General features: G+C 50.3%; 13 protein-coding genes. 11 read left to right on the forward strand and 2 right to left on the reverse strand.

Annotated features, from left to right (window positions below; translation table 11 throughout):
- The first annotated feature begins 977 nt into the window (after positions 1 to 977).
- Positions 978 to 2,381 (forward strand): hypothetical protein, encoded by a 1,404-nt coding sequence (locus tag LQ229_RS20675; protein WP_230192772.1) that lies wholly within the window; start codon positions 978 to 980, stop codon positions 2,379 to 2,381.
- A gap of 58 nt (positions 2,382 to 2,439) precedes the next feature.
- Positions 2,440 to 3,660 carry an MFS transporter gene (locus tag LQ229_RS20680; protein ID WP_230192773.1) on the forward strand — a complete coding sequence of 407 codons (1,221 nt, stop codon included), beginning with the start codon at positions 2,440 to 2,442 and terminating at the stop codon, positions 3,658 to 3,660.
- Positions 3,661 to 3,730: 70 nt separating this feature from the next.
- Here the strand turns inward: LQ229_RS20680 and LQ229_RS20685 are convergent, their stop codons facing one another.
- Complete coding sequence (locus tag LQ229_RS20685; RefSeq protein ID WP_230192774.1) at positions 3,731 to 4,093, reverse strand: helix-turn-helix domain-containing protein; 363 nt, start codon at positions 4,091 to 4,093, stop codon at positions 3,731 to 3,733.
- Between the two features lie 163 nt (positions 4,094 to 4,256).
- On the opposite strand from LQ229_RS20685, the gene LQ229_RS20690 reads away from it, so the two are divergent.
- The 3 genes from LQ229_RS20690 (at position 4,257) to LQ229_RS20700 (ending at position 6,560) form a co-directional block, all read left to right on the forward strand.
- Positions 4,257 to 4,886 carry a TetR/AcrR family transcriptional regulator gene (locus tag LQ229_RS20690; protein ID WP_230192775.1) on the forward strand — a complete coding sequence of 210 codons (630 nt, stop codon included), beginning with the start codon at positions 4,257 to 4,259 and terminating at the stop codon, positions 4,884 to 4,886.
- Positions 4,887 to 5,080: 194 nt separating this feature from the next.
- Complete coding sequence (locus tag LQ229_RS20695) at positions 5,081 to 5,281, forward strand: hypothetical protein (protein WP_230192776.1); 201 nt, start codon at positions 5,081 to 5,083, stop codon at positions 5,279 to 5,281.
- Positions 5,282 to 5,294: 13 nt separating this feature from the next.
- Positions 5,295 to 6,560, forward strand: coding sequence for a HipA domain-containing protein (locus LQ229_RS20700; protein WP_230192777.1), 1,266 nt, complete (start codon positions 5,295 to 5,297; stop codon positions 6,558 to 6,560).
- A 229-nt stretch (positions 6,561 to 6,789) separates the two neighbouring features.
- Here LQ229_RS20700 and LQ229_RS20705 read toward each other — a convergent pair whose 3' ends face one another.
- Positions 6,790 to 6,984: a DUF6133 family protein gene (locus LQ229_RS20705; RefSeq protein WP_230192778.1), complete on the reverse strand. Its 195-nt coding sequence runs from the start codon at positions 6,982 to 6,984 to the stop codon at positions 6,790 to 6,792.
- Positions 6,985 to 7,273: 289 nt separating this feature from the next.
- On the opposite strand from LQ229_RS20705, the gene LQ229_RS20710 reads away from it, so the two are divergent.
- The 6 genes from LQ229_RS20710 (at position 7,274) to LQ229_RS20735 (ending at position 13,802) form a co-directional block, all read left to right on the forward strand.
- Positions 7,274 to 7,612, forward strand: coding sequence for a hypothetical protein (locus LQ229_RS20710; protein ID WP_230192779.1), 339 nt, complete (start codon positions 7,274 to 7,276; stop codon positions 7,610 to 7,612).
- Positions 7,613 to 7,984: 372 nt separating this feature from the next.
- Positions 7,985 to 8,680: a response regulator transcription factor gene (locus LQ229_RS20715; RefSeq protein WP_230192780.1), complete on the forward strand. Its 696-nt coding sequence runs from the start codon at positions 7,985 to 7,987 to the stop codon at positions 8,678 to 8,680.
- A gap of 2 nt (positions 8,681 to 8,682) precedes the next feature.
- Positions 8,683 to 10,140 (forward strand): HAMP domain-containing sensor histidine kinase, encoded by a 1,458-nt coding sequence (locus LQ229_RS20720; RefSeq protein WP_230192781.1) that lies wholly within the window; start codon positions 8,683 to 8,685, stop codon positions 10,138 to 10,140.
- Positions 10,137 to 11,291 (forward strand): hypothetical protein, encoded by a 1,155-nt coding sequence (locus LQ229_RS20725; RefSeq protein ID WP_230192782.1) that lies wholly within the window; start codon positions 10,137 to 10,139, stop codon positions 11,289 to 11,291. Before LQ229_RS20720 ends, LQ229_RS20725 begins: the two co-directional genes overlap by 4 nt.
- A gap of 239 nt (positions 11,292 to 11,530) precedes the next feature.
- Positions 11,531 to 12,940: an extracellular solute-binding protein gene (locus tag LQ229_RS20730; protein WP_230192783.1), complete on the forward strand. Its 1,410-nt coding sequence runs from the start codon at positions 11,531 to 11,533 to the stop codon at positions 12,938 to 12,940.
- Positions 12,933 to 13,802, forward strand: a complete 870-nt coding sequence (locus LQ229_RS20735; protein WP_230192784.1) for a sugar ABC transporter permease — start codon at positions 12,933 to 12,935, stop codon at positions 13,800 to 13,802. The genes LQ229_RS20730 and LQ229_RS20735 overlap by 8 nt, the downstream gene beginning before the upstream one ends.
- Positions 13,803 to 13,813 lie beyond the last annotated feature (11 nt).

The following is a 13,813-nucleotide window of genomic DNA, read 5'->3' on the forward strand; positions in this document are numbered from 1 at the left end:
TGGTAAATGACTTGATTTTCGGGCTGGGTTTAGTTTGGTGCTGTCATTTTCCCTGACTCCCTTGCTTTACGGCCAAGAAAATTTCCAATTCTCAAGAATCAGGGACTTGACATCTTACCGCTGGACTAAGGTGAGTTCTGAGGGTTACAACCCAGTACATACTCATCCTAGGGAGGCGTCCGTTTTTCTGCAAATTTGCGACCGTCGTCAATTTAATTACCTAAGGATCCAAAAAATCCGAACAAGCCATAGACTTAGAACCAGTACAAAAGACATAAGTAATCCCAATATTTTTTTCATCCGTATACTTATCCTTTCGTTTAGCCCAAGACATAAAACGGAATGAAATACGTTCGCCTTAGACGTATCGTCGATTTCACCCCTAGCCATCCGCCCTTTTAGAATCAATGCGATGTCACGGTCTTTTAGATTGGAATCTCTGTAGCGATGACGAATCGCATAGATGCGAACTGCCACAAAAGAAAAAAGCGTGAGACAAAATAGAGCGCCGAATGGAAAAAACGAGAAACTGCCGTGTTCCAAGTTTTGCGTAGAACAAGCCCTTACTCGCGATATTTGCCGTCCATGTCCGCAAGAAGAATCATAACAAACGAGTATCTCAAACCAAGTTGTAAAAAGATCACAAAACAATAAACAATTCATTACAAATCAGGTAGTTCCGTTAGTTTCCTGGGGAAAAATGATAAAGTTTTGTTACTGCGCTTCGAGCAACAGGAATGCCGATCGCTCAAATTCAGAGGTATGTATATTTGTATAAAGACTCCCCATAATCCCAGTATCAAAAAGTATCCTACCTTACAAAAATGATCGGATCATACAAAAAAGTGCGTACTTTTCAAGCGTAGGGGAACTTGATAACCTAACATATAGAACGATCGATCCATATTTCGGTGAGGGTACGATCGTTTAAAAAATCATAGATGAGGTGCGAAGGTATGCGGGAATATCAACTTATTTTGAAAGATAAGCGAATTGTATGGGGGAAGGCTATCGATATTGAATCTCTTATTGGCAAGTATCCTGGCGACTCCATCAGACAGGGTGTGAACGCCGCCTTGGATTGGAATTTGCCTGCCGGTGTATATCGGGCAAAAGAGGTCGTTATGGAGCTCGATAAGATGCTCGAGGCGATGCTGGTTCAGCTTGGCGAACCGGTGAACGGCGATCCGACGGTGCTCTTGGACAGCCTTCAAGCCAATTTGGCGATTTCCGGACGCTTGTCGTCTTTGCCGCTGGGGCCATTGGCTCTTGAGGATAAAGCCGGGGCCGAGATTACGGCTCAGGCGGTGCGCATCGGCGAGCAATTGGTAAGCTGGGCCCGGGAAATTAATTCCGAGAAAAACGCGCTCGCTAAGTATGGGCCGGAAACGCTCGGAAAGCTGGAATTTCGCAGTCACTGTTATGGTCATCCCCTGATCCCGGAAGCTATCGCTCAGGTATGGGGCCCCTATGGCGGTCCAAAGATCATGCAGATTTATAATGAATACCTGCACCAATTCGTTCTGCTGCGGGATGCCTTGCTTCCGTTCGCCAATTGGGAGGAGGTTCCGTTTGAAGTCGAGGAACATACGGGATTCAAAGGACTGCGTTTTTTGGAGCCGGCCCGGGAGATCTTTTTAACGCAATTGCTCGGGAAGAAGTTGACTCACAGATCAATTGTTCAATATGCGCAAAGTGTCGTCGGCTCCGGCCTGATTGCCGCCGGTTACGGCTTCCAATATCGTCTGGGAACCGTCCTGCCGGCGGGTTTGGGAGAGTCGGCCCGGACGGCGGCACGCTATCTGCTGAAGTGGCATCCGGTACAAACCATAGGGGCAGATGAAACACAAGAATGGGCTGCGGTCTCCTTCGATTACGAATATGAAGATTATTATGCAGCGCCGCGTAACGAAGCGGGAGCAGGCAAACCAGGGAACAAAGAAACGCTTCCTGTTTCGGGAGAGCATTACGATGAACCATCCATCGCCCGGTTGCTGCCAATTGCCGGTACCGACCGATCGATCCTGCGGTTCAGTCTGGAAATGGAAGGCCGCGAGTTTACGGTAGATCTCGGTCAGCTTTTTAGGGGACATCGGTTTTTATATCGTCCGTATGGAAACGACAATGCCGATGCAGCAGCCGCGAAGCGAGACTCCCTCAGCTGGCACCTTGCGGCAGACATTCTCTCGCATTCCGGATTGGTGACGAATACCGATGGCATTCATTTCATTCCAACCGGCGGAAATGAACTTGTATTATGGGCGTTGCTAGGCAAACTGTATCCCGAAAATGTGGTTTTATTGGACAAAGGGGATAAGGAGGAGTTGGAGGCGGCTTATGTTTCCGGCAAGGGGTTCGGAACGCAATTTTTAGTGCTGTAAGTCTTTAAACCAAACGAGATTCACTGTCCATCCGGATAGGAGCAGGAGGAGATTTATATTGACTAGACAACACAAGCTTCTGACTTTGAATTTATTTTTATTGACTTTTGTCCTGGGAACCAGTGAATTTGTGATGGTCGGATTATTAACCGAAGTGGCCTCGGACATGAAGATCGCCATATCGGCCGCAGGCTCCCTGGTGTCGGCTTTTGCCCTGTCTTTTGCCATAGGTACCCCGATCTTCACGGCGTTATTCAGCCGATTCTCCAAGTACCCGCTCATCCTTGCTTTGATCGGCGTATTTATTGTCGGGAATATGATCACGGCGATATCCGGATCGTATGGTCTGCTTCTGGTTTCCAGAGTGATCACGGCCGTGGTTACCGGCGTCTTGATTGCGCTTGCGATGGCGGTGGCCAGTGAAACGGTGCCACTGGAAAAAAGAGGGCCTGCGATCTCCATCATCTTTACGGGTTTCACCGTGGCCAGCGTCCTTGGCGTTCCTCTTGGCACTTTCATCGGGCAATGGGGCGGGTGGCATATGTCTTATTGGTTTACCACGCTATTGGGGATCGTTTCACTAATAGCAAGCTTTGCAACCATTCCCAGGGGACTGAAGGGAGCGCGGAGTTCACTCAAAAAACAACTCAGATTATTCGCCTATCCCAGAATCGTGCTTGCTTTCTTTATTCCTGCGTTAAGCATTGCAGCAACTTATAGCGTCTATACGTATTTAGCCCCTTTGCTCCAGGACGTGCTTTTTGTGCCGGCGCAATATATTAGTCTCGTCTTTTTACTTTATGGTATCGTGTCCATCTTTAGCACGTTAATAGGGGGGAAGCTGGCTGCCGGTGGCGGGATGGGGAAAATTCGCTATGTATTCCTGATTCAGGCCGTCATTCTCGCCTCAATTTATGTATCTTCCGGCTCGCTTGCCGGGGGACTCGTCAGCATCTCATTTATGGCTCTCGTTGTCTACCTCATGAACTCGACGATGCAGTTGTACTTCATGGATTGGGCCGATCGGCATGTTCCCGAGGCCAGAGACTTGGCTTCGTCCTTAACCTCCGTATCCGTCAATGTCGGGATTGCGATGGGATCCGCTTTGGGAGGTTTTGTCACGACGAACATGGAGCTTATTGATCTTTCATGGTCCGGGGGAATTGTGGCTGTTTTGGCAGCCGTGCTGGCTTTGATCAATTATCGTTTAGATCGGGGAACTCGCAGCGCATCTAAAGAGGAGAACGGGCTGCGCGGCCAATACGAAGGAAGCTTGTGATCACGGAATATTAGGTTAAGAGGTACCCGCCCTGGGTACCTCTTAAAGTGTCAATATTTGAAGCGGCTCCTTAGGCATGCTTTTGGTTGGTGTACGATACTTCATCGGGATAACTCTCGATATAGGTGGTGCCAAAATCGCATAACATCGTGAGCATGGGAGCCAATTGTTCGCCCAGCTTGGACAAGCCATATTCCACTTTTGGGGGCGAAACCGGATAAACCTTGCGAATAATGAGTCCGTCGCTTTCCAACGTTCTTAGCTGCATCGTAAGCATGCGTTGGGTTGCGTCGGGAAGCAGCCGCTGTAGCTGATTAAAACGTACTGGGCCTTTGGCCAATTGGTTTAATATCGATATTTTCCATTTGCCGCTGAATAAGCCCAGTACAATTTCCGAGGTACAGCGATATGTTTTGTCTCTAAAGATTATCATCCGGCGACACATCCTTTACAGAAATATTGAGCAAAAACCATGAGTTCTCCAGTTAAACCGAATAGAATATTAGATCGATCATTCCATATATTAAGTTTAACCACGCTCCCTTGTCAAGGACTTCCGGATCGATTAGTATAAAATTAATAAAGGAGGTCATCTTATGCCACGAACGGGACGTCCACGCTCATTTAATCGTGACGAGGCGGTGGCCGCCGCCATGCTGTTGTTCTGGGAGTACGGCTTTGAATCCACTTCACTGGCTCGGCTGCGGGCGGCGATGGGGGATATTTCGGCGGCGAGTTTTTATGCGGCGTTTGAATCCAAGGAAGCGCTGTTCCGAGAAGCGGTGGATCTATATATATCTACTTATGGACATGTTTCGGAATCTTTCAGGGATACAAGCTTGACACCGAAAGCAGCAATGGAACTGGGACTGCGGCAATCGGCGCGGATGCAGACAGAGAACTCCCATCCTTTAGGTTGTCTGTTGGTTTTGTCCGCCGTAAACTGTTCGCCCGAGCAACAACATATTCGAGCTCTGCTGTCTAAGGAACGAGAGAGGGTTCGGGGTTGGATAAAAGAATGTATAGAACGAGCCGTAGCTAACGGTGAGTTCCCCGAATCCACGGATATCTCCATGGTGGTTATGTTATTTGAAACATTTCTACGAGGAATTTCCACGCAAGCCCGGGACGGTGTTCCACACGAGGCCATTGATGCTGCCATAACTCAACTGATGAGCGTTTGGGATGCATTATCTGTTGAGCCGGGCATTCGGGGGATCGATTGAACAAAAAAGTTATACTTAATGGCGCGGTAACAAGTTACTATAATCGAGAGCAGTTGTGTGCGGACTTGCCCATTCACGTAACATTTGAAGAGTAAACCCAAACAGACCGCCATCCGCAAGAAAGGGTACAAGCGGAAAAGCGGTCTGTTTGGCAGTTTTGAATACGGGTAAAATTTCTGTGCTTTCGCAAAACTTTGGTCGTCATCATCGCGGAAGCAGAAACACCGATTAAGAAGACGACGACGGTAAGCGGAACGCTGACGCCTATCAGCCAAATCAATAGGGCAATGGCGAGAGCTGCTATGACGATAGACGAAAAAGAAGCAAAAAAAAGGAATTTGAGTTATGATAGAAGTAACTTGAACAAACAGATTCGTTTAAAAGAGGATAGGTAGAGGAGTTGGTGATATGGCGGATGCCTGGAACCGAAAATATGTGCTGAAACATAAAGATGTTGCGGTTGCTGACATTGAACTGGATGACGCGACGGGCGCGATTTCCGCCATTGCCGGTATGCATGACGAACGCCATGTTCCCGTTGGCATTCCGGTCAAAAAAGGCCGTATCGACCGCGCCGCGCTTAATGAATGGTGGCATGGCCGCGCCATTCCGGCCAGCCGGGACGGGATTCAAGAAGCGCTGGCCGCACTTAGCGTAGCCACAACCCACAAACTGCTTGACAAGAGCCTCGGTCTCAGCCTGTCCGATCAATACTGGATTTGTCCCTCGAATGCGGAAGCCGACTGGTCACGGCTCAATTTTTTTGAAAATGACTTTTCTGAAGATGTGGGAAACCTATTGCTCGGATTACGGACGACCGGCGAAAACATTAGCTTAATGTCGCCGGACAACACTTCGGACGGCTGGTTAAAAAAGAAATGGACGGTTATAGACGGGAAACGCTGCCTCATCAAAGGGGGAAGCGGAGCGATCCAACAGGAACCCTACAATGAGGTGTTGGCAAGCCGATTAATGGAGCGGCTTGGCATCCCGCATGTCTCCTATACGTTGCTCGTGCAAGACGAGTATCCGTATAGCGTCTGCGAGAATTTCATCACGCCGCAAACCGAGCTTGTGACGGCCTGGTATGTGATGCAGACGCGGCAAAAGCCGAATCATACCTCGGTCTATCAGCATTATTTGAATTGCTGTGAGGCACTTGGCATTCCTGGCATGGTTGAGGCGATGGATCGCATGATTGTGGTGGATTACCTGATTGCCAACGAAGATCGGCATCAGAACAACTTCGGCGTTATTCGCAACGCGGAAACACTCGAATGGATCGGGGCCGCTCCGATTTACGACAGCGGTTCGTCACTATGGTTTTCCAAGCCGCAAGCACTGATCTCGCCGACAGCCAAGCTGGTCTGCAAGCCTTTTAAACAAGACCATCAGGAACAGATCAAACTGGTCACGTCCTTTGATTGGCTCGACTTGTCAGCGCTGCGCGGCATCGAGGATGAGTTTCGGGAAATATTGCAAGGTTCGCTGTTTATTGATGAAGCGAGATGTGAGGCGCTTTGCTTTGCCTTGCGGAAGCGGATCGACATGCTGGCCGAGATTGTACATTCCCGTTCGCTCCGAATTTGGGTAGATGATCGAAGCGCGGATGTGACGGAAAATATTGCGTATAGCGGAACGCCAGCGGATGATGATTGGGAACCTGATCGATGATGAGATGACTTTCGTGTTACTTATAGTAGTAAATCACCAGTTCCTTCACTTGCCAGAAGCTCTCCGCGAGGACAAAAAACAGAACGACATTGCGGGCACCTTCTTGTATTTGTTTGCTTCTTCGTCGGCTCCCGAAAGGCGAACCATGCAATAAATGAAGCGGCAGACACAGCCTAGGCGAATGAGTATAATAATCGCCTGGGCCGGTTCTTCCAGCGTTGACATGGTATCACCCGGCTTTCATGAGCTTGCGGGCCATACCGACCAGTTTGACGCTGTGGCCAGCCAATACCAGCCCTCCGATGACGGCGGCCATCAGAATTTTGACCGCCGTATCGACAAACCCTTCGCCGCGGCGGTTATTGATCGTTTGCTTGGTTTTGATTACAGCATCGATCATTTTCTTTTTCAGCCATTGTTTCAAATTCTAACGAACTCCATACATCTACGGTGGATTTAAGATATTAAGGAGTGCTATGCCATTCTTCTGCATCAGAAGAGAAAAAGGTACTAGAGAGCAGATGCCGGGCGAACGTATTTTTGCTCCGGCATCATGCCAGATAACACGGTCATCACAACGGAGAAGAGTGCTCGAGGGGGCGTATGCAAAGCTTTTGTGTAAACTCCCCTTGAGACGTTTTTTGCTTATACAGGAAGTTTGGAGATAAGTTGTTGACATGTTGGTCAAGCTTTGATGATATCTCTGCTTTATATTGAAGAGGTCGATAACAAGGATAAAGCCTGCTTCCAGCGGTCAAAAAAGCGATGGACAGAAGCCGCGTGCCGATTCCGGCGATCCGAACAGCGGCGCGCAGATACCGCAATCCAACACCGGCAATCAAAAGGGCGCAAACGAGAAGCCACAGTCCAATAACACGACCAAGGAGGCAGCGGACTCTCCGAAGGCATTGGTGATCGACGACTACATGACCATGGATGATTTGTTGGGGACATTTACAGCTTTTGTGAATCGCAGAACGGATTTTTCAGACGAAGAGAAAAAGAAAATCATTCGGGGAAGCGCTCGAGGCAGGCGTTCTTCCGGCCAATGACACAAGGTTCAGAAGGAAAAGTCCAATCTTCTCGGCTTTTAAGAGCCAGGCGTCCAAATGGAGGTTTGCGTCTACTAAAATCGGAATTGGAATGTCCACCTCCTCGTGATGGTGGACATTCCTGCATGAGCTTCGCAGGGCATGTGTTGTCGAAGAATAGGGGTACGAAATGAGTGTTCGACAAAAAGCAAACGTACTGCGGGTCTATCAAGGCTTCTGCTACTCCATTTGCTTGTATCTATTAAAGGATGTACGATTAGCTGAAATGGAAGACGGCCATTCGCGCTTCATTGACTGCAAGAAGCCGCGAGTTAAGCCGATTAGAAATGGAAGCCGCGTATGCTTAAACAGATGTAAAGGACGGTGAGTCTGATGGAGAAAACAAAAATTCTGATTATCGAGGACGAAGAAGCGATTGCGGATTTGCTGGCCTACGGGTTAAGCCGCGAAGGCTTCGAAACGAGAACGGCGAGTGACGGTGCTGGCGGTCTGCAGCAATTAGAGGAATTCCGTCCGGATGTCTTGCTGCTGGACTGGATGCTGCCCGATCAAAGCGGTTTGGACATCTGCAAGCAGGTGACGGCCCGCTATAATTTGCCCATCCTCATGATTACCGCTCGCTCCGATATCACGGATAAAATACTCGGCTTGGAATTCGGCGCTGACGATTACATTACCAAACCGTTCGACTTGCGCGAAGTGGTGGCCCGCGTGCGAACGATGCTTCGACGAATCGCGCAACTTCAACAGCATCAGGCGGATACGACTGCCGAGGTTATTCGCTTTCGGGATATCGTGATTCATCCCGAGGAACGATATGTCGCCAAAGCGGAGGTCCCCGTTGAATTGACGCCAAAGGAATTTGATTTGTTGATGGCCTTGTACCGATCAAAGGGCAAAATTTTTTCGCGCGCCGAACTGCTCGATGTCGTTTGGGGCTATGATTTTCCCGGAGATATGCGAACGGTGGATACGCACATCCAACGGCTCCGCAAGAAGCTGGATGCTGCCGATTGGATCATCACTGTGTTCGGCGTCGGCTATAAGTTTGAGAAGCGGGTTGAATAGGCATGTTCAGGACAATAAGGGCCAAGTTTGCCGTCGGTTTTTTCCTGATTTTCAGTCTTTCGTTTCTTGTGCTCAACCTGGCCGTGGACCAATATATCCAACGAAGCAATCAGAAGCTCATCGCCTCGGACCTGATCGGGCTGAAAAATAACAGCAGCGTCTATGTCCGGCAAGCCTTTCTGATCAATCATTATTCAAACAATGACTCGTACTTCGGACAGATGGCCGAGGAAATGGTGAACGACTTGCGCCGCGCCACCTCAAACGATGTGAGCGCCTATACTGTCGACGGCCGTTTGCTGTACGCCTCCGATCCGCTAAGGTTTATGGACAAACCGGACGAGGACTTTCGATTGGCTACGGAAGGTAAAGCGGCCTACACCCTCATGCATCGTGACAGCCTGGGGACGGTCCTCTTTTCCTATCCGGTTGTGGTGGATGGCGTAAAAGTCGGCATTCTGCGCTTTTCCAAAGACTTCTCGACCTTGTACGAGCAGAGCAGCCAAATTCGGAGATTGATTTTTTATATTGCCATAGCCATATTTGCGGTCGCTTTCCTGTTCTCTTATTTACTGTCGAGACACATTGCCGTACCGCTGGTGCAATTAACGCGTGCCTCTACCGCCGTCATTCAAGGCAACCTCGACGTTCGGCTTTCGTTCCGGCGAAAAGATGAAATCGGACGACTAACCAACAATTTTAACGTCATGATCGCCCAAATCAGCAAGCAAATTGCGACAATTGCCCGTGACCGCGACCGCTTGAAGATGTTGAACGCACAGGAGAAACGCTTTTTTGACAATGTTACGCATGAGCTGAAAACACCGCTAACGTCGATCCTCGGCTACGCCGAAATCATTCGTGAGAACGGGGAAAGCGATAAGGCTTTTTTCGTCAAGGGGATGCGGCATATCGTAGAGGAAAGCCGGAGACTCCACAGCATGGTGCTAAACCTGCTGGAGGTGTCGCGAGGAAGTGTTGGCAAGGTCGAGGCGGAGCCTGTCGAGCTGAATACGCTGCTTCATGATGTATGCGAGACGATGGAAATGAGAGCCCAACGCTACAAGAAGCACATCCGCCTTGCATTGGAGCCTGATCTGAAGGTCGATGGTCAAGCGGATCGTCTCCGTCAACTCTTCATTAATTTGCTGGACAATGCCATCAAATACAGCGACCCGTACTCGGAAATCGAGGTTTCAGCACGACGCGAGGCATTGGCAGTTCATTTCATGTTCAGCAATGTCGGTGATACGGTACCGCCCGACAAGCTGGCGAATGTCTTTAAGCCGTTTTATGCGGGAGAACGGACTGCGGTGGAGGAAGGGAGTATCGGTCTTGGTCTTAGCATCGTCAAATCCATTGTAGAAGAGCATGGTGGGAGCATCCGTATGGAAAGCGTCGATCGCCGGACAACCGTTTTTGTCGAAATACCCGAAGCCGAAGGGGGGGCGATGCCATGATGAAACGTTGGAAACAAACCGCGGTTCTCCTCATCACCCTCCTTCTGCTGTTGCCGCTGGCTGGCTGCATCGGACGACCCGACTATGAAACCTACGTGATTTCCGATATGGAGGGCGAACAAGAGGCCAACGAGCCCGGCAACCCTTTTCAAGTTCAAACGATATTTCGCATTCCTGAAGCCTTGGGCAGCCGAATGCAACTACTCGGGTGGTTGGATAACGCGGAGCTCGCAGGACTGTTGCCGGACGACGACCGACAGAAGGCCGAACCAACGCGCGGACAGCAGATCTTGCAGCGGCTTGCGCCTCCCTATGAAGCACCGGCCTTGCTGACGAGAATCGACTCTGCTTCGCCCGGTATGCTCCGGTTATCGCCGGACGGCCAGTGGCTGGCCGGCGGAGCAGGCCAGACATTGACGCTTACCTCTGTGCAGAATCAGGAGGTCCATCGGCTTGCCGTCTCTGCGGAATCTGGACAGGAGATGGACACGAAAGCCTTGCGCTGGTCCGCCAATAGTCGATATATTTCCTTTATAGCGGTGGAGAACAAGAGCAAGCAAGCGTGGATTATGCGCTGCGATGTCCGTCAGAAAGAGCTTCAAGCGATACGGATTCAAGGCAATATCGAAATCAATCCATGGGCTTCGGTTGTGTTATCCGATGATGGCTACAGCGCGTTGATCGATGACAGGACGAAGGTTGTGATGGCCAAGCGAAACGGAACGGAGTTTGAAGTGCAGTACGACCACGCCAGCGGCGGAACGGATAGCGTTTGGGTGGATGATGACCGGTTTCTGTTTCTGGCGCAGGACGGCACCTTGTTTCAATACGACAATCGAAATCGGGAGCTTTCCATTTTGCTGGAGAAAACGGGCTTCTTTAGTCTTTCCCCCGACCGCAAGTCGATTGCCTATACCCAGTCGGAGAAGGAATCGGTCTTTGCAGGCAAGCTGCAAGGCAACAATATCATCTACCAGGAAACCGTTTATCAAGGGATTATTCCTGCGCAATTAATCTGGAACGGGGATAGCGGCGCTTTGCTGATCGATGGGAGCAAATGGTACGTTCAGTCCGAGCCCAACGTCCCGATCCCCGTTCCGACCGGGGCGGGCGATGCGCAGCGTCAAACGCTGATCGTGCGGTTTCGTTGAAGGCATGCGGCATTCGTTTCATACCGTGTAAGGAACCGTAAGCTCACAAAGAGCTTGCGGTTTTTTGGGCTGTACTCCGAAGATCAACAGCTGTTGATTGAAATTTCGTCATTTGGAGACAACTTGTTCACAACTGAACGACGATTTGGAGACATCTGTTTTGTATAGTGTAGATGTCACAGAGAAGAGGTTCGCATGAACGTTATCAGGTAGCCCAATGAAAAAAGGAGCAGGATAGGATGAAAAAATGGAGTTGGAAATGGATCACCCTTTCGTTGGTCACGCTGTTTCTGGCCGCATGCAGTGCCGCTCCCGGTACTAACAGCAGCCAGGCAAATACAGGCACGGATCAGAGGACCACTCAAAACCGGAATGCTAACGAAACCGGCATCGAGCAGCAAGGCGCTTCTTCCGGGGGACGCAAAACGATCGTATTCGCCACCTTCTGGCCGAACGAACAATATGAGCAGGCGATCAAGGCGTATGAAGCCGACCACCCCGGTATTGAAATCAAGCTGCAATACGGTTTGTCCACCCCCTACAGCGATGAGTGGGGAGATGAAGCGCAGATGATGGCGGATATGGAAAAGTACGTGACTTCGACCAACGCGGCCATGCTGGCTGGGCAAGGTCCCGATCTGCTGGATCTTCGCTACCTTTCCGCGGAGGATTATGCGGCGCGTCACCTGCTCGATGATCTGGGAAAACGAATGGATCAGGATAAAACCTTCCGTAAAGACGATTATTTCACCCGCGTGCTGGAAAGCGGAAAGTCCGATGAAGGGTTGTTCAGCGTTCCGCTCACGTTCAGTCTGAGCGGCATGATTGGCAACCAAGCTGCCCTTGCCCAAACCGGCGTCAAGATCGATGACCGGAATTGGACATGGAACGACTTCGTCGCTACCGGTCGAAAGCTGCTCGCAGCCAAAGGGCCCTATCAGGCTGTCATCAGCAATGGGGAAGGGATGATCGCAGCCGCGGGTCACGACTACTTTGTCCGCAGCATTATGACCGATAATTATGGAATGTTTGTGGATGAGGCCAAGCGCACAGCTCATTTTAACAGCCAATCGTTCTCCGACCTGCTGAAGCAAATCAAAAGCATGTTCGACGAAGGCATTATTGCCGGGGGTCCCGCTTATTTCTCCAATATCACGCTCAGTTCCCCGACCGATTATTTGACCAGCCTGCGGATGTTTGGAGAGCAGACTGCCTTTTATGTCAAACCGCATGCAACGGGCGCTGCGGCAGGGGCTACCTTCGCTACAGGGTATCACCTTGCCGTCAATGCCAAGTCCAAGGTGAAAGACGAAGCCTGGGATTTCTTAAAGTATTTGCTGCGTCACACTTCGATTGGGTTCCCCGTTAATAAACAGCTTTATCTGGAGGAGGTTCAAAAGCTAAAGGAGAAAGGAACCATCACGCCGGATAAAATGGGCCCGCTGCAAGGGAAAACGTTCAATGTGGACGCAGCCCAGCTTGATTTGCTCGAAAACTTTGTCGATCAAGCGGCACAGGAGCGCAACGGATCCGGGAAGGTATTGGATATGGTCGTTGAGGAGTCAGCCGCCTTTTTCGCCGGACAAAAATCTGCCGAAGATGTCGCCCGGCTCCTTCAAAACAAGGCGACGACCTTTTTGAATGAATAAGGGGCATTTGCGCGGAGACGGGATGGCGGCTGCGATCTTCCTGGCTCCCAGCTTGATCGGTTTTTCGATGTTCTATCTGCTTCCCTTTCTGCTCGGCGTGTACGAATCGTTTACGGACGGCACCCTTGGCGGACCCCTTGTCGGATTCGAGAATTACGCCGAACTGCTGCACAGCGGCTCGTTTCGAAAGGCTGCGCAGAACACGTTCTTATTCACGGGCATTGGCGTTCCACTTTTAATCGCCCTGTCGTTGACGCTTGCGGTTTTACTGAACAAAGCACTTTACTTTCGCGGGTGGATTCGCACCTCGATTATGCTGCCGCTTGTCGTGCCTGTCGTTTCGGTCGTGACGGTCTGGCAGATTCTGTTCGATTGGAACGGAAGTCTGAACGCGTGGGCCCATCAGATCGGCTTGGCAAGAGTGGACTGGATGCAATCCGATTGGTCGATGGGCATCCTTGTCGTGATGTATATCTGGAAAAATATTGGCTACAACATGATTTTATTTCTGGCCGGCTTGCAGGCGATCCCAAAGGATTATTACGAGACGGCTTCTCTTGAAGGCGCAGGAAGACTTTATCAATTTCGTCACATTACACTGGTCTATCTGACACCAGCGATGTTTTTTGTCTTCCTGATCTCGATCATCAATTCGTTCAAGGTCTTCCGTGAAGCCTATTTGCTGGCCGGAGACTACCCATACGACCGCCTGTATATGCTTCAGCATTACATGAATAACATGTTCTTTACCTTGAATGTGCAAAAATTGACCGCCGCGGCAACGCTTATGGTCGGTGGCATCCTCGTGCTGGTAGCGGGGCTGCTTCGCGCCGAACGGCAGTTTCGCACGTTTACCGAGTAGCGGGGAGGTGC

Source organism: Paenibacillus sp. CECT 9249 (genome assembly GCF_918697855.1).
Lineage (GTDB): Bacteria > Bacillota > Bacilli > Paenibacillales > Paenibacillaceae > MSJ-34.